Here is a 16,417-nt window from a genome sequence, read left to right on the forward strand (position 1 = left end):
GTAACAAGGTAGCCGTAGGGGAACCTGCGGCTGGATCACCTCCTTTCTAAGGATAGACCTCCAGGGCTCACGTCCTATTGGTCTGTTCACAGACACTAAACAGGTAGCAGGGTGTCGCCGTCTTCGTTTCTCTTTCCGTATTACATCGCAGCCGCAACATAGGCTGCGATGCGATCGCGTGTTCCGGACCTGGTTCGGAACCTGCCGCTTCAAGGGCCTGTAGCTCAGTTGGTTAGAGCACACGCCTGATAAGCGTGAGGTCGGCAGTTCGAGTCTGCCTGGGCCCACCACCTTTTTCCGTGGATCCTTGGGCGGATAGGTCGATGACAGCTCCCGACGAGCGGCTTCCTCAAGGGGCCATAGCTCAGTTGGTAGAGCGCGTGCTTTGCAAGCATGAGGTCGTCGGTTCGATCCCGTCTGGCTCCACCAGAGGACTTAGCGACAGCGATCGCGGAACAACAGTTTCCGGAGCGGTTTACCGCTCCGGTGATGACATCGTGAATTGAAGGGTTTGTCCGGCCCCCCCAGGGTTTGGAGGACTGACCTGAGAAGACATCATTGTCTGCAAAGACAAATTAAAGCGCATGTGTGGGCGCTGTTCGGCGCTTCGTACCGCCGGACGGCAAACCGTCCCCACGCATGGGTTTTGCTGAGAACGATCAAGCGCATAAGGGCTTCTGATGGATGCCTTGGCGTCGAGAGGCGATGAAAGACGTGGCACGCTGCGATAAGCTCCGGGGAGGCGCGAGCACCCTTTGATCCGGAGATTTCTGAATGGGGAAACCCACCTTTACGGCTTGCGAACTTGATCTTCAGCTTCGGCTGGAGATGCGGTTCGTAGGACGTTCAAAGGTATAATGACCTGAATAAAATAGGGTCATTAAGCAAACCCGGGGAACTGAAACATCTCAGTACCCGGAGGAAAGGACATCAACCGAGACTCCCGTAGTAGTGGCGAGCGAACCGGGACCAGGCCAGTGCTGTCGTGAAATAAAGCCGAATGACATGGAAAGGTCAGCCATAGCGGGTGATAGCCCCGTAGGCGCAAAATAGCGACAGATTCGAGTAGGGCGGGACACGTGAAATCCTGTCTGAAAATGGGGGGACCATCCTCCAAGCCTAAGTACTCCTCGACGACCGATAGTGAACAAGTACCGTGAGGGAAAGGTGAAAAGCACCCCGACAAGGGGAGTGAAATAGAACCTGAAATCGGAAGCCTACAAGCAGTCGGAGCCACCTCGCGTGGTGACGGCGTACCTTTTGTATAATGGGTCAGCGACTTCATGTGCCGTGCAAGCTTAAGCCGTTAGGTGTAGGCGCAGCGAAAGCGAGTCTGAATAGGGCGAATAAGTACGTCGCATGACGACCCGAAACCAGGTGATCTATCCATGAGCAGGTTGAAGGCTGGGTAACACCAGCTGGAGGACCGAACCCGTGAATGTTGAAAAATTCTGGGATGACTTGTGGATAGGGGTGAAAGGCCAATCAAACCTGGACATAGCTGGTTCTCCGCGAAAACTATTTAGGTAGTGCGTCAGACGAATTCCTTGGGGGGTAGAGCACTGGATGGATGCGGGGGTCGCGAGATCTACCAATTCTAACCAAACTCCGAATACCCAAGAGAAATATCTGGCAGACACACGGCGGGTGCTAACGTCCGTCGTGAAAAGGGAAACAACCCTAACCATCATCTAAGGCCCCCAAGTAACGGCTAAGTGGGAAACGATGTGGGATTGCTTTGACAACCAGGATGTTGGCTTAGAAGCAGCCATCATTTAAAGAAAGCGTAACAGCTCACTGGTCAAGCGATCCTGCGCGGAAAATGTAACGGGGCTTAAGCCGTTCGCCGAAGGTATGGGTGTGCGCAAGCACGCGGTAGCGGAGCGTTCCGTAAGCCTGTGAAGGTCAGCCGTGAGGCTGGCTGGAGGTATCGGAAGTGAGAATGCTGACATGAGTAGCGACAAAGAGTGTGAGAGACACTCTCGCCGAAAGTCCAAGGGTTCCTGCGTAAAGCTAATCTGCGCAGGGTTAGCCGGCCCCTAAGGCGAGGCCGAAAGGCGTAGTCGATGGGAACCAGGTGAATATTCCTGGGCCAGTTGGAAGTGACGAATGCCGTATATTGTCAGGGCTTATTGGATTGTCCTGGCAGTGAAGGTGTTCCTGGAAATAACTCCAACGGAGACCGTACCCGAAACCGACACAGGTGGACTGGTAGAGCATACCAAGGCGCTTGAGAGAACTATGCTGAAGGAACTCGGCAAATTGCACGCGTAACTTCGGGATAAGCGTGACTCTCATCTGGGCAACCAGGTGAGAGTGGCACAGGCCAGGGGGTAGCGACTGTTTATCAAAAACACAGGGCTCTGCGAAGCCGTAAGGCGACGTATAGGGTCTGACGCCTGCCCGGTGCCGGAAGGTTAAAAGGAGGGGTGCAAGCTCTGAATTGAAGCCCCGGTAAACGGCGGCCGTAACTATAACGGTCCTAAGGTAGCGAAATTCCTTGTCGGGTAAGTTCCGACCTGCACGAATGGCGTAACGACTTCCCCACTGTCTCCAGTGTAGACTCAGCGAAATTGAATTCCCCGTGAAGATGCGGGGTTCCCGCGGTCAGACGGAAAGACCCTATGAACCTTTACTATAGCTTCGCCTTGGCGTTAGCTGCAACATGTGTAGGATAGGTGGGAGGCTATGAAACCGGGGCGCCAGCTCTGGTGGAGCCAACCTTGAAATACCACCCTTGTTGTTGTTGACGTCTAACCAAGACCCGTTATCCGGGTTTGGGACATGACGTGGCGGGTAGTTTGACTGGGGCGGTCGCCTCCCAAAGTGTAACGGAGGCGCGCGATGGTGGGCTCAGAGCGGTCGGAAATCGCTCGTTGAGTGCAATGGCATAAGCCCGCCTGACTGAGAGACTGACAAGTCGATCAGAGACGAAAGTCGGCCATAGTGATCCGGTGGTTCTGCATGGAAGGGCCATCGCTCAACGAATAAAAGGTACTCTAGGGATAACAGGCTGATTTTGCCCAAGCGTCCACAGCGACGGCAAAGTTTGGCACCTCGATGTCGGCTCATCACATCCTGGGGCTGGAGCAGGTCCCAAGGGTTCGGCTGTTCGCCGATTAAAGTGGTACGTGAGCTGGGTTCAGAACGTCGTGAGACAGTTTGGTCCCTATCTGCCGTGGGTGTACGAAGCTTGAGAGGATCTGTCCCTAGTACGAGAGGACCGGGATGGACACACCTCTGGTGGACCTGTCGTGGCGCCAGCCGCGCAGCAGGGTAGCTAAGTGTGGACTAGATAACCGCTGAAAGCATCTAAGCGGGAAACTAACCTCAAAACAAGGCTTCGCCGAGAGTCGTGGTAGACCACCACGTTGATAGGCCGGGTGTGGAAGTGCGGCGACGCATGGAGCTTACCGGTACTAATCGCTCGATCGGCTTGATCGTTCTTAGTTGAACTCATGAAATGCTTTAGTGGCCGTGGTTTCGGCCTGATGTCTTCTCTTCATCCGTTTCGTTGACCTGGTGGTTATGCCGAGAGGTCCCCACCCGATCCCATTCCGAACTCGGTCGTTAAGCCTCTCTGGGCCGATGGTACTTCGTCTTAAGGCGCGGGAGAGTAGGTCGCCGCCAGGTCTGCCGAACGGATGAACAGTCAACCCTTCAATTCCGATACCTTCTTGCCCTCAATTGAGGTCTTGCCGCGGGGTGGAGCAGCCCGGTAGCTCGTCAGGCTCATAACCTGAAGGTCACAGGTTCAAATCCTGTCCCCGCACCCAGATAAAGTTACGGCCCCTCCGGCTATCCGGGGGGGCCGTTTTCGTTTTCGGTGGAGGCAGGTTTCGGGTCTCGTCCGGCGGCTACCCGGGGTGTATTCAGACCTTCATGTTTCCAGCCACAGTTCCCCCGTCGGCATCGGCCGCCGCTGAAGTCGAAGTCCTGGTGATCCGCCCTGTCCGCCTTCCTTCCAGGGCCGCTGACTCCGTCTTCGCGCCTTTGCGCCTGGAGGGTTCAGATCTCGACGGCAGGGCGCGGCCCGATGCGGTTCTCAGGTCAGTCCCCACAGCGAACCTGTTCCGGCGGAACGGCTCAGAGGCGGCCAATCCCACCACACAGGGGCTATCCCTGCGCGGGATAGCGCCCTCGGGCGCTGGTCGGTCCCTGGTGCTTCTCGAGGGCGCTCCGCTCAACGATCCCTTTGGAGGCTGGGTGATCTGGTCGGCTGTTCCGGTCGAGCGCCTGGACGGGATCGAGGTCGTCCGGGGAGCCGGTGCGGGCGCCTGGGGCGCCGGAGCCCTGACGGGGGTCGTCACCCTAGAGGAAGCTGAGCCCCGGGCGGGCCTGTTGCGCCTGGACATCGCGACTGGTGACCATGGACAGTTCCGCGCCGCGGCCGCCTCGGGCGAGGCTGGCCTTTTGACTTCAGTTTCCGCGACCCGGGGGCCCGCGTTCACGCCCGTCCGGGGCGGATCTCGCGGCGCCGCCGATCGCCCCGTGGACCTGGAGGCGTATTCGCTCTCGGCCCGCCTGCGCCGTGACCTCGGTGCGGTTACCCTCGCCACAGGGCTGTCCGGCTGGCGGGAGTCTAGAGACTCCGGCCTGGCCGGTGCAGCTTCCCAATCTTCGGGAGTGGCGGCGGATGCGGCCCTGGCGGATATACGCGCGGGCAATGGCTGGCGTGTACAGGGCTGGGTCCGGGCTTCCGACCTGAAGAACAGTGCATCCAGCGTCAGCGCTGGCCGTGTCACAACAACACCGGCGTCCGACCAGTATGCAACGCCGGCCCTGGGTGTCGGGTTGAACGCGGCCTGGCGCATCGCGTCGGGCGACTGGTCCTGGGAAATCGGCACAGATGCGCGGCTGGCCGAGGGCCAGGCGTACGAGCGCTTCCGGTACCAGGGCGGCGGCTTTACCCGCGGCCGGGAAAGCGGCGGCAGGACTTCGGTTGCGGGTGTCTACCTGGAAGCAAGCCATGACGCCCCAGGCCAGGTCCTCGCCCTGGGCGCCCGCCTTGACGCCTGGAGCCAGACGGACGCCATCCGGAGGGAGCGCGACCTTGCGACCGGAGCCCTGGTCCTGAACTCGGCAGCTCCCGACGCCTCGGGCGTGACCGGGAGTTTCCGGGCCGGAATCCGCCAGGATTTGACCCCGGGAGTTTGGGTCCGGTCCGCCGCCTACTCCGGCTTCCGGCCGCCGACCCTCAATGAGCTGCACCGCCCCTTCCGGGTCGGCAATGACGTCACCGAGGCCAATCCTTCACTTCGGCCCGAGACACTGGCGGGCCTGGAAGCGGGAGCCGGAGGCGCAGCCGGGGCCTGGACCTGGAGCGCCAGCCTCTTCGCCAACCGCCTTTCGGACCCGATCACGAACGTCACGGTCGCGGTCGGCCCCGGGATCTTTCCAGTTGCAGGTTTCATTCCCGCAGGCGGGGTGCTCCGGCAACGCCGGAATGCGGGCCGGATTGACGCCTATGGCCTTGAGGCGGAGGCCAGGGGCAAGGCCGGTCCGGTGGACCTGAGGGCCGCGCTCGCCTGGACCGACACCCAGGTGGACGGTGGAACCTCCGCCCCCCAGCTGACGGGCCTGCGCCCCGCCCAGACAGCCCGGCTGACCGCCACCGCTTCGGCCGCCTGGACTGTCGGGACCCGCACCGGATTCGAACTTTCGGTCCGGCATGAGGGCGAAAGGTTCGACGATGACCTCAATACCCGCCGGCTCAAGGCCGCAGTCACCGTGGATGGCCGCGTCACGTGGGCGCTGTCAGATGAGACCCGGCTCTACCTTGCCGTGGACAACCTCGCCAATGCGCCCGTCCAGGCGGCGGTCAGCGGCGACGGCGCGGTCGGTCTCGCGGCGCCGCGTCTGGTACGGATCGGCGTTTCCCTCCGGCGCTGAGGCCTTGGGCTTTGGCCCGGCGCGCAGTCATGGCACTAGACGGCCATGAACTATAGTCACGTCTTCCACGCGGGAAACTTTGCGGACATCGTCAAGCATGCGGCCCTTCTGGCCCTGCTCGGACGCCTGCAAGCGGACCCCGCGCCCCTGACGGTGATCGACACCCATGGCGGCCGCGGCCTCTATGACCTCGACGCCCCGGAGGCCCGCCGGTCGGCCGAGGCGGAGAGCGGGATCGCAAGGCTCGTCGAGGATCCAGCCCCCCCCGAAGCGGTCGGTCGGCTGAAGACGGCGGTCCTCGCGGCCTCGAAGGCCGCAGGCGGGCGCCGTTATCCGGGCTCTCCCCTCCTGGTCGCGCAAAGGCTCCGCCCGCAGGACGGGCTCACCGTCTTTGAGTTCAATCCTCGTGAGGCCGAGATCCTGACGGTGTCCCTTGCCGGCGCCGGGGCTGTGTTCGTTGAGACCGCCGACGGCTATGACGGCGCTGTGCGAAGCCTGCCGCCCGAAGGCCAGGCCCTGGTCCTGATCGATCCCCCCTACGAGCGAGGCGACGACTATGACCGGTGCCTTGCCACCCTGCAGGCGATCACCCGGCTCTGTCCCAGGGCCGCGATCATGATCTGGCTTCCCATCAAGGACCTGGAGACCTTTGATGCCTTCGTCCGGCGCGCCGAGGAGATCCGCCCGGTCCGCATTGCCGAGGTACGTCTCAGGCCCCTCCTGGATCCCATGCGTATGAACGGCTGCGCCCTGGTCCTGGCCGCGGCGCCCGAAGGCCTGGACCTCGATCTCGCTGCCATCTGCGAGTGGACGGCCTCCCGCCTTGGCGAGGGGGGTCGGGCCCGGCTCTGGGGGTCTGCATGATCAAGCGCGCCCTGGATGTCGCGGGCGCGGGCGCAGGCCTGTTTCTGCTCCTTCCCCTTCTGCTTGTTCTCGCCGTCCTGGTCAGGCGGGACTCTCCCGGACCAGCCCTGCACTGGTCCTCCCGCTTCGGGCGGGACAACCGGCTCTTCCTGATGCCGAAGTTCAGGACCATGCGCACCGATGCGCCGGACGTGGCGACCGAGGCGCTTGAGGATCCGGACCGGTGGATCACGCCCGCAGGGCGTTGGCTTCGCCGGACCAGCCTCGATGAGCTTCCCCAGCTCTGGAGCATCCTTGCGGGCAAGATGAGCCTGGTGGGCCCAAGGCCCGCCCTGCACACCCAGCACGACCTGATCGCCCTGCGGACGGGCGCCGGCATTCAGGTCCTGCGGCCTGGGCTGACCGGATGGGCACAGGTGAATGGTCGGGATGTCATCGACCTTGAGCGCAAGGTGGAACTTGATGCCGACTACCTCGCCCGGCGCAGCCTGGGGTTCGACGTCGCCATCTTGATCCTGACCCTTCGCAGGGCCTTCATCGGACGCGATGTCCGTCATTGAGCCGACAATTGACCGGTCTAGGGCAGTTCCTGCTATGTTGAGCAAGCCCATTCCCCAGTCGGAGACTTCCCCATGACCTCCTCCCGCCGCCTGCTTTCTGCCGCCGTTTGCGCCGCCGCCCTGGCGCTGGCCGGTGGAGCCGCCCTTGCCGCCGTCAACGCGAAGGCGGTGATCGAGACGCGGGAATCCAACTTCAAAAGCATGGGCAAGGCCATGAAGGCCATGAACGAAGGCCTTAAGGCGGAGGCTCCGGACATGGCCGCCATCGCCGCCAACGCCTCGACCATCCGCGGGTTCGCGCCGAAGATCAGCACCTGGTTTCCCAAGGGGACTGACCCCGAGGCGGGTGTGAAGACGGAAGCCAAGGCCGAAATCTGGACCGATCCGGCCGGCTTCGCCGCTGCCGCCAGCCGGCTGGAGCCTGAGATCACCAAGCTCGAAACCCTCGCCCGCGCCGGCGACGTGGCCGGTGCCCGCGCTCAGTTCCGCGTAGTTGGCGGCACCTGCAAGGGCTGCCACGACAAGTTCAGGGAGGACTGATCGCGCGCTGCGGAGGGTTTTCGCCATGAGCGAGCCCCCCACCCATGTCTGGGACGGTCCGACCCGCCTATTTCACTGGGCCCTCGCGAGTCTCGTCCTGGTCGCCTGGCTAACCGCCGGCAAGCAGATGACCCTGCACCGAGGGGCGGGCTACGCCATCCTGGGCCTGCTCGCCTTCCGGGTCTGGTGGGGCTTTGCCGGGGGATCCACGGCGCGGTTCTCGCAGTTTGTGCGCGGGCCTTCAGCGATCCGGGCCTATCTTTCCGCCAGCCGTCAGGGCCAAGCCCCCGAGCATGCAGGGCACAATCCTCTAGGCGCCCTGTCGGTCATCGCCCTCCTGGGATCGGTGGCCCTGCAGGCAGGGCTCGGCCTGTTTGCAATCGATTCGGACGGCTTTGAGGGTGGTCCGCTGTCCGACCGCATCGACTTCGACCTCGCCCGCCAGATCGCCAAATGGCATGAGCTGTCCTTCCGGCTGATCCAGGCCCTGGTGGTCCTGCATCTCGCAGCCATCCTCTATCACGTCTTCCGCAAGCGCGAGGATCTACTCCGGCCCATGGTGACCGGGGTGAGACGCTTCAGCGGCCCGGTTCAGGGCCTGGTGCGCGTGCCACTGTGGAGGCTCGCCGTGGGCGTCGGGATCGGCCTGGCGGTCGCCCTTGCAGCGTCCCGGGGCTTCAAGCTGGGCTAGCTCCTGTTCCGATAGATGGGAACCGGTTATTGAATCCGAACAGGATCTAACTTTTGAACCTAGAGCCTGTTTTGCCCCAGACCTTCCATCAGAAGGGAACAGGCTCTAGGCGCCCGCAGCGTCCCTCAGGCAGTTCAGCCAGGCGTCTTCCCGGGCCTTCTCTGCAATCCTGAGCTTGTCGTCGGCCTCGCGAACGCCGGCGTCATGCTTGCGCCACTCCAGCACTGCGCCCTCGCGGGCGCTTCGTGCGGCCTCGAGGGTCTCAAACCGAGCGAGGACGGCCCGGACACTGTAATTGACGGGCGGTCCGGCGGTCTCGCGATCCGGATACACCCCGGTGATGGAATCTGCGGTCTCGTTCTCGATGAGGAAGACATCGGCCCAGCCGGCGTGATGACGCATCAGGGCCCAGGGGCGCTCGATCTGGTTACTCATGGTGGTTCCTCGTCTGCGAAGGCGAAGCCACTTCTCTAGCGCGAACTCGGAGCGTCTCCAACGGCGACGGCGACAAAATCCGGCTTTCGCCCGGCCGCGGATTGCGGGAGAAGCGGCGGCATTGCACTTCCAGCCTCTTTCAGGCGTCAGACTTTCCAGGGAGTTCCTATGGCTGGCATTGTCATCGCCCAGCGCTTTTGCGGCCCCCCGACCTCGGGCAATGGCGGATATTGCGCTGGCCTCCTGGCCAGGGACATGCAGGGCCCCTCCACTGCGGTGCTGAAGGCGCGTATCCCGCTCGACATCGCCCTGGACCTGAAGACCGGCCCTGAGGGTACGGTCATCTCCGGGCCCTCGGGGGAAGTGATCGGCGAGGCGCGGCCCGATCCCGGCTTCGCCCTCCCGGAACCGCCGCCGCCGCCCTCCTGGGAGGAGGCCCTTGCGGCAGAGGCCCGGCACATCGGGATCGGCCAGCGCTTCCACCCCATCTGCTTTTCCTGCGGTCCCGAGCGAGGCGAAGGCGATGGCCTCCGGATCTTCGCCGGCCAGGTTGCCGGGGCGGACGCCGGTCAGCTGGCCTGTACCTGGACCCCCCACGCCAACTTCGCCGATGCCGCCGGCCTGACGCCCGTCGAGGTCGTCTGGGCGGCCCTGGACTGTCCTGGCTACTTCGCCTGGGTGGTCCGGGAGGGTCGTCACGGTGCCCTCCTGGGCACCATGACCGGTGAGGTCCTGCGCCGCCCCCGGGCCGGGGAGCCCTGCATTGTCACCGCATGGCCGCTTGAGCGGTCTGGCCGCAAGGAGACAGCCGGGGTTGCACTCTTCTCGGCGGAGGGTGAACTTCTCGCCTCGGCCCACCAGGTCTGGATTGTCATGACTGCGCCGCCGAAGCTGCCGTCCGCCGCCTGAGCCCGCCCAGGACCGGGCGGAAGGAAGAGGGAAGGCCGAGATGAAGCCCGCCTCCATGTCGGACTATCGTGAACTCGCCCGGCGACGCCTGCCGGCCATGTTCTTCGAGTACATCGATGGCGGGTCCTATGCTGAGGAGACCCTCCGCCGGAATGTCCGCGACCTTGAGGCCATCGCCCTGCGCCAGAGGGTGATGCGCGACATGTCGAAGGTGGACCTCTCGACCACGCTCTTTGGGCAGACCCTGGCCATGCCAGTCGCCCTTGCCCCGTTGGGGATGGCCGGCATGTATGCGGCCCGGGGCGAGGTCCAGGCCGCCCGGGCGGCGGCGGGGGCCGGAATCCCGTTCTGCCTCTCCACCGTGGGGGTCTGCTCCATCGAGGAGGTGGCCGCTGCTGGGACCCCACCCTGGTTCCAGCTCTACATGCTGAAGGACCGGGGCTACATGCGCGACCTCATCGCCCGGGCCCGGGCTGCAGGTTGCCCCGTCCTGGTCTTCACCGTCGACCTGCCCCTGCCAGGCGCCCGCTACCGGGACGTCCGGTCCGGCTTCACCGGGCTCAGCGGACTTCCGGCGGCGATCAACACCCTCGTACAGGGAGCGACCCACCCGGCCTGGTCCTGGGATCTCTTCGTGAAGGGCCGTCCCCACACCCTCGGCAATGTTCAGGCGGCCGTCGAGGGCGGCGGCGGGGTCAATGATTTCCTGGCCTGGATCGCCCGCAACTTCGACCGGTCGGTCACCTGGAAGGACCTCGACTTCGTCCGGGAGATCTGGGACGGGCCGATCGTCATCAAGGGCGTGCTGGACCCCGACGACGCCCGCGACGCCGTTCGCGCCGGTGCCCAGGGCCTGATCGTCTCCAACCATGGAGGCCGGCAGCTGGACGGGGTCTGCTCCTCCATCGCCGCCTTGCCGCGCATCGCCGACGCTGTCGGCGGCGACCTCGAGCTCCTGATGGACGGCGGAATCCGGTCCGGCCTGGACGTCCTGAAGGCCCTGGCCCTGGGCGCCCGCGCCTGCCTGGTGGGACGCCCCTGGGCCTGGGCCCTTGGCGCAGGCGGGGAGGCCATGGTGGCCCGAATGCTGGGCGTCATGCGTTCCGAACTCACCACTGCCCTGATCCTGACGGGCTGCGCGCAGGCTGCGTCCGCCGACGCCAGCCTGCTTGATGTTGCAGCGCCGTAGAATCTTTTGCTTCGAGGCCCCCGCAGGCGTCGACAAGCCCTTCTGCAGCCGGTAATGCGACGCGGTTGTGCGCATGAAAACGGCCCCTGCGGCCGCCTTCGATTACGCCTTAAATCGGTAGGAGTAGGGGTCGCCATGAAGGCTCCAGAGAAGCAAGGTCTGTACGATCCGTGCAACGAGCATGACTCGTGCGGGGTGGGGTTTGTCGCCAACATCAAGGGGCGCAAATCGCACGAAGTCGTGGCCAGCGGTCTGGAGATTCTCATCAACCTGGACCACCGCGGTGCCGTGGGTGCCGATCCCCTCGTGGGCGACGGCGCCGGGATTCTGATCCAGCTTCCCGATGCCCTGCTGCGCGACTGGGCGGACTCCGCCGCGATCACTCTTCCCGAGGCCGGCCGTTACGCGGTGGCCATGTGCTTCCTGCCCCAGGACCAGGAGACGCGTGACATCGCGATCCAGCAGTTCGAGCACTTCCTGAAGGTCGAAGGCCAGGTCCTGCTGGGCTGGCGCGACGTGCCCACCGACACTTCGGGCCTTGGGGCCGCTGTCCTGTCCCAGATGCCGGTCATCCGCCAGGCCATCGTCGGCATGGGTTCGAATGTTCGCGACCAGGACGCCTTCGAGCGCAAGCTGCTGACCATCCGCAAGCAGCTCCAGAACCCGCTTGCCGAGCTGGCGGTACAGAAGAACCTGCCCAACCTGACACAGCTCTACCTGCCGTCCTTCTCGACGCGCACCGTGGTCTACAAGGGCCTGCTCCTGGCCAACCAGGTCGGGAGTTTCTACTGCGACCTGCGCGACCCGCGCACGGTCTCGGCCCTTGCCCTCGTCCACCAGAGGTTCTCGACCAACACCTTCCCGTCCTGGAAGCTGGCCCACCCCTACCGGTTCATCGCCCACAATGGCGAGATCAACACCGTCCGGGGCAATGTGAACTGGATGAACGCCCGCCGGCGTACCCTGGAGAGCGACCTCCTGGGGCCGGACCTCAACAAGATGTGGCCGCTGATCCCGCACGGCCAGTCCGACACGGCCTGCCTCGACAACGCCCTTGAGCTGCTGATCGCCGGCGGCATCCCGCTCGCCCAGGCGGTGATGATGCTGATCCCTGAGGCTTGGGCGGGCAACCCGCTCATGGATGCCAAGCGCCGGGCCTTCTACGAGTACCATGCCGCGCTCATGGAGCCCTGGGATGGTCCCGCCGCCGTGGCCTTTACAGACGGTCGGCAGATCGGTGCCACCCTGGACCGGAATGGCCTCCGCCCGGCCCGTTTCATCATCACCGACCAGGACAACGTCATCATGGCGTCAGAGGTCGGCGTCCTGCCCGTTCCCGACGAGCGCATAGTGCGCAAGTGGCGTTTGCAACCCGGTAAGATGCTGCTGATCGACCTCGAACAGGGGCGGATCATCGAGGACGAAGAGATCAAGCGCACCCTCGCAGAGGCAGAGCCTTACGAGGAGTGGCTGTCGCGTACCCAGTTCAAGCTTGAGGACCTGGCCGAGGTCACGCCGGTCGAGCCCCCGCCGCCGGCGGACCCGGCCAGCCTGCTCGATCGCCAGCAGGCCTTCGGCTATACTCAGGAAGACCTGTCTCACTTCCTGGAGCCCATGGCCCGGAGTGGCGACGACCCCATCGGCTCCATGGGGTCGGACTTCCCGATCGCCGTGCTCTCGAAGCGCTCGAAGCTCCTCTACGACTACTTCAAGCAGAACTTCGCCCAGGTGACCAACCCGCCGATCGACCCGATCCGTGAGGAGCTGGTCATGAGCCTGGTTTCAATGATCGGGCCGAGACCGAACCTGCTCGGACGCCAGGCCGGCACTCACAAGCGCCTTGAGGTCGCCCAGCCCATCCTCACCAATGAGGACCTGGCCAAGATCCGCTCGATCCACGATCTGCTGGACGGCGCCTTCCGCACCGCAACCCTGGACGCAACCTGGCCGTCCTCGGAAGGCCCGGCGGGCCTGGAGGGTGCGATCCAGCGCCTCTGCCGAGAGGCCACTGACCAGGTCCTGGCAAACAGCAATATCCTGATCCTCTCGGACCGCGAGGCCTCTGCCGACCGGATCCCGATCCCCGCGTCCCTGGCCACGGCGGCGGTGCACCATCACCTGATCCGCCAGGGCCTGCGTATGCAGACCGGCCTGGTCATCGAGACCGGCGAGGCCCGTGAGGTGCACCACTTCTGCGTCCTGGCGGGTTACGGTGCCGAGGCGGTGAACCCCTACCTGGCCTTCGAGACCCTCGAGGACATCCGGGTCCGCAACAAGCTGCCTGAGTCCGCGTATGAGGTCCGCAAGAACTACATCAAGGCCGTGGGCAAGGGCGTTCTGAAGGTCATGTCCAAGATGGGCATCTCGACCTATCAGTCCTACTGCGGAGCCCAGATCTTCGATGCCGTCGGCCTGTCCAGCGAGTTCATCGAGGCCTTCTTCACCGGGACTGCCACCACCATCGAGGGGGCCGGACTCGTGCAGGTCGCCGAGGAGACAGTCCGCAGGCATCGCGATGCCTATGGCGACACCCCGATCTACGCAGACATGCTCGACGTCGGCGGAACCTACGCCTACCGGCTGAGGGGCGAGTCCCACGCCTGGACGCCGGAATCCGTCTCCCGCCTGCAGCATGCGGTGCGCGGCAACCTCCCGGACGAGTACCGGGCCTTTGCTCAGTCCATAAATGATCAGGCCGAGCAGCACCTGACCCTTCGGGGCCTCATGCGGTTCCGCAATGCGGGGACCCCGCTCAGCCTGGATGACGTCGAGCCCGCCTCCGAGATCGTCAAGCGGTTTGCCACCGGTGCCATGAGCTTTGGCTCAATTAGCCGGGAGGCCCATACCAACCTCGCTATTGCCATGAACCGGATCGGCGGCAAGTCGAACACCGGCGAGGGCGGCGAGGAGGCGGATCGGTTCAAGCCCCTGGCCAACGGCGATTCCCTTCGCTCGGCCATTAAGCAGGTCGCCTCCGGGCGCTTTGGGGTGACCGCCGAGTACCTGGTCAACGCCGATGACATCCAGATTAAGATGGCCCAGGGCGCCAAGCCCGGGGAAGGCGGCCAGCTGCCCGGCCACAAGGTGGACGCCGACATTGCCCGGGTGCGGCATTCCACGCCGGGCGTTGGCCTCATCAGCCCACCCCCGCACCACGACATCTACTCAATTGAGGACCTGGCCCAGCTCATCCACGACCTGAAGAACGTCAATCCCGAAGCCCGCATCTCGGTGAAGCTGGTGTCGGAAGTCGGGGTCGGGACGGTTGCCGCCGGCGTTGCCAAGGCGCGCGCTGACCACGTGACCATTTCGGGCTATGATGGGGGCACGGGTGCGTCTCCCCTGACCTCCCTGACTCACGCAGGGTCGCCTTGGGAAATCGGCCTGGCCGAGACCCAGCAGACCCTGTTGCTCAACGGCCTGCGCTCGCGCATCGCTGTCCAGGCGGACGGGGGCCTGCGCACCGGCCGGGACGTGGCGGTCGCCGCCCTCCTGGGCGCCGACGAGTATGGCTTCGCCACGGCACCCCTGATCGCCTCCGGCTGCATCATGATGCGCAAGTGCCACCTCAACACCTGCCCAGTGGGAGTGGCCACCCAGGACCCGGTCCTGCGGGCCCGGTTCACGGGCCAGCCCGAGCACGTCATCAACTACTTCTTCTTCGTCGCCGAGGAGCTCCGCCAGATCATGGCCGAGCTCGGCATCCGGACCGTCTCCGAGATGATCGGCCGGGTGGACCGCCTCGACATGCAGCCGGCCGTCGACCATTGGAAAGCCGCGGGTGTCGATCTGTCGCGCATCCTTTATGACGGCGCGGCCCGGGACCGGGCGGTCCTTAACAACCAGGACCGGCAGGAACATGGCCTGGAGAAGGCCCTGGACCAGCAGCTGATCACGGATTGCGCCGAAGCCCTCGAGGGCCGGGGTCCAGTGCGTGGAAGCTATCCGGTGCGGAACATCAACCGGACCGTCGGCGCCATGCTGTCGGGCCAGATCGCCCGCCGCCATGGACACGCCGGCCTGCCCGACGGCTCCATCAGCCTGTCCTTTGCGGGCCAGGCTGGGCAGAGCTTCGGCGCCTTCGCCGCCCGCGGCCTGACCCTCGAGCTTATCGGGGACGGCAACGACTATGTGGGCAAGGGCCTCTCCGGTGGCCGGGTCATTGTCCGCCAGCCCGCGGGCACCCTGCGCGACCCCACTGCCAACATCATCGTCGGCAATACCGTGCTCTACGGCGCCATTGCCGGAGAGGCCTATATCGAGGGGGTCGCCGGCGAACGCTTCGCGGTCCGCAACTCCGGTGCCGTGACCGTGGTCGAGGGCGTGGGTGACCACGGCTGCGAGTACATGACCGGCGGCGTGGTCGTGGTTCTGGGCGATACCGGCCGCAACTTCGCGGCGGGCATGTCCGGCGGCGTGGCCTACGTCTACGACCCGACGCAGAAGTTCCCGCTCCTGTGCAATGCGGCCATGGTCGACCTTGAGCGGATCGATCCGACTGCGGGCGGGGACCAGGGTCAGCCCAGCCAGCGGGCGCCCTCCGTCGATGACGCCGGCATGGGGGACATGCTCTTCCACGACGCTGCGCGCCTGCGGATTTTGGTCGAGCGCCACCTGCTGCATACCGGCTCGCGTCGGGCCGCCCAGATCCTCGAGACCTGGGACGCCGCCCTCGGCCAGTTCTGGAAGGTCATGCCCAGGGATTACCGCCGGGCCCTCACCGATATGGCTGCCACCCACCGGGCCGGCGCCGCTGTCGCGGCGGAGTAAGGAGCCAAGACATGGGAAAGCCCACAGGATTTCTTGAAGTCGCCCGTCGCGACCGCGACTACCAACCGACGCAGGAGCGGCTCCGCAATTACCGCGAGTTCGTGAACCCACTGCCGACCGCCGAACTGGTGGATCAGGCGTCCCGCTGCATGGATTGCGGGATTCCCTTCTGTCACAACGGTTGCCCGGTGAACAACCAGATCCCGGACTTCAACCACCTCGTCTACCGCGAGCAGTGGAAGGCCGCCCTGGACAACCTGTTGTCCACCAACAATTTCCCCGAATTCACCGGCCGCATCTGCCCGGCACCCTGCGAGGCGGCGTGCACCCTGAACATCCAGGATACGCCGGTTACCATCAAGACGATCGAGTGCCAGATCATCGACCGGGGTTGGGAAGAAGGCTGGATCACCCCGCAGATGGCGCCGCGCGGTACGGGCAAGCGGGTCGCCGTGGTGGGCTCAGGTCCCGCAGGACTCGCCTGCGCCCAGCAGCTCGCCAGGGCCGGGCATGCCGTGACGGTCTTCGAGAAGAGCGACCGGATCGGCGGACTGCTCCGCTACGGCA

General features: G+C 64.7%; 10 protein-coding genes, 3 tRNA genes and 2 rRNA genes. 14 read left to right on the plus strand and 1 reads right to left on the minus strand.

Features of this window, described 5'->3' with window-relative positions; all coding sequences use genetic code 11:
• Positions 1-213 precede the first annotated feature (213 nt).
• The 10 genes from WCJ52_RS05960 (at position 214) to WCJ52_RS06005 (ending at position 8,547) form a co-directional block, all read left to right on the plus strand.
• Positions 214-290, plus strand: a tRNA-Ile gene (locus WCJ52_RS05960).
• A gap of 63 nt (positions 291-353) precedes the next feature.
• Positions 354-429 (plus strand) — tRNA-Ala (locus WCJ52_RS05965).
• 228 nt (positions 430-657) lie between these two features.
• Positions 658-3,444: ribosomal RNA gene (locus WCJ52_RS05970) — 23S ribosomal RNA — on the plus strand.
• Between the two features lie 74 nt (positions 3,445-3,518).
• Positions 3,519-3,633: ribosomal RNA gene (rrf, locus tag WCJ52_RS05975) — 5S ribosomal RNA — on the plus strand.
• A gap of 66 nt (positions 3,634-3,699) precedes the next feature.
• Positions 3,700-3,776, plus strand: a tRNA-Met gene (locus WCJ52_RS05980).
• Positions 3,777-3,939: 163 nt separating this feature from the next.
• Positions 3,940-5,892, plus strand: a complete 1,953-nt coding sequence (locus WCJ52_RS05985; protein WP_336902395.1) for a TonB-dependent receptor — start codon at positions 3,940-3,942, stop codon at positions 5,890-5,892.
• A gap of 45 nt (positions 5,893-5,937) precedes the next feature.
• A complete protein-coding gene (gene rlmJ, locus WCJ52_RS05990) occupies positions 5,938-6,756 on the plus strand; it encodes a 23S rRNA (adenine(2030)-N(6))-methyltransferase RlmJ (protein WP_336902396.1) in 819 nt (272 codons plus the stop codon).
• Complete coding sequence (locus WCJ52_RS05995) at positions 6,756-7,316, plus strand: sugar transferase (RefSeq protein WP_336902404.1); 561 nt, start codon at positions 6,756-6,758, stop codon at positions 7,314-7,316. Before rlmJ ends, WCJ52_RS05995 begins: the two co-directional genes overlap by 1 nt.
• A 72-nt stretch (positions 7,317-7,388) precedes the next feature.
• On the plus strand, positions 7,389-7,856 hold the full coding sequence (locus WCJ52_RS06000; RefSeq protein ID WP_336902397.1) for a cytochrome c: 468 nt from the start codon (positions 7,389-7,391) through the stop codon (positions 7,854-7,856).
• Between the two features lie 25 nt (positions 7,857-7,881).
• Entirely contained in the window at positions 7,882-8,547 is a 666-nt protein-coding gene (locus WCJ52_RS06005) for a cytochrome b/b6 domain-containing protein (protein WP_336902398.1), read from the plus strand.
• 105 nt (positions 8,548-8,652) lie between these two features.
• On the opposite strand, the gene WCJ52_RS06010 is transcribed toward WCJ52_RS06005, so the two are convergent.
• Positions 8,653-8,982: a hypothetical protein gene (locus WCJ52_RS06010; protein ID WP_336902399.1), complete on the minus strand. Its 330-nt coding sequence runs from the start codon at positions 8,980-8,982 to the stop codon at positions 8,653-8,655.
• A 168-nt stretch (positions 8,983-9,150) separates the two neighbouring features.
• Between WCJ52_RS06010 and WCJ52_RS06015 the strand changes: the two genes are divergently transcribed.
• The 4 genes from WCJ52_RS06015 to WCJ52_RS06030 form a co-directional block, all read left to right on the plus strand.
• Positions 9,151-9,891 carry a hypothetical protein gene (locus WCJ52_RS06015; RefSeq protein ID WP_336902400.1) on the plus strand — a complete coding sequence of 247 codons (741 nt, stop codon included), beginning with the start codon at positions 9,151-9,153 and terminating at the stop codon, positions 9,889-9,891.
• A gap of 40 nt (positions 9,892-9,931) precedes the next feature.
• Positions 9,932-11,080 carry an L-lactate dehydrogenase gene (locus WCJ52_RS06020; protein WP_336902401.1) on the plus strand — a complete coding sequence of 383 codons (1,149 nt, stop codon included), beginning with the start codon at positions 9,932-9,934 and terminating at the stop codon, positions 11,078-11,080.
• 135 nt (positions 11,081-11,215) lie between these two features.
• A complete protein-coding gene (gene gltB / locus WCJ52_RS06025) occupies positions 11,216-15,850 on the plus strand; it encodes a glutamate synthase large subunit (protein ID WP_336902402.1) in 4,635 nt (1,544 codons plus the stop codon).
• 11 nt (positions 15,851-15,861) lie between these two features.
• A partial coding sequence (locus tag WCJ52_RS06030) for an FAD-dependent oxidoreductase (RefSeq protein ID WP_336902403.1) occupies positions 15,862-16,417 on the plus strand: 556 nt, incomplete at its 3' end.

It is taken from the genome of Phenylobacterium sp. (genome assembly GCF_037138395.1).
Lineage (GTDB): Bacteria > Pseudomonadota > Alphaproteobacteria > Caulobacterales > Caulobacteraceae > Phenylobacterium.

What these genes read in the sequence shown, in the direction of transcription:
- WCJ52_RS06005 (WP_336902398.1), top strand. Translation starts at nt 7,882, where the DNA reads ATGAGCGAGCCCCCCACCCATGTCTGGGACGGTCCGACCCGCCTATTT.
- WCJ52_RS06000 (WP_336902397.1), top strand. Translation starts at nt 7,389, where the DNA reads ATGACCTCCTCCCGCCGCCTGCTTTCTGCCGCCGTTTGCGCCGCCGCC.
- WCJ52_RS06015 (WP_336902400.1), top strand. Translation starts at nt 9,151, where the DNA reads ATGGCTGGCATTGTCATCGCCCAGCGCTTTTGCGGCCCCCCGACCTCG.
- WCJ52_RS06010 (WP_336902399.1), bottom strand. Translation starts at nt 8,982, where the DNA reads ATGAGTAACCAGATCGAGCGCCCCTGGGCCCTGATGCGTCATCACGCC.
- WCJ52_RS06020 (WP_336902401.1), top strand. Translation starts at nt 9,932, where the DNA reads ATGAAGCCCGCCTCCATGTCGGACTATCGTGAACTCGCCCGGCGACGC.
- rlmJ (WP_336902396.1), top strand. Translation starts at nt 5,938, where the DNA reads ATGAACTATAGTCACGTCTTCCACGCGGGAAACTTTGCGGACATCGTC.
- gltB (WP_336902402.1), top strand. Translation starts at nt 11,216, where the DNA reads ATGAAGGCTCCAGAGAAGCAAGGTCTGTACGATCCGTGCAACGAGCAT.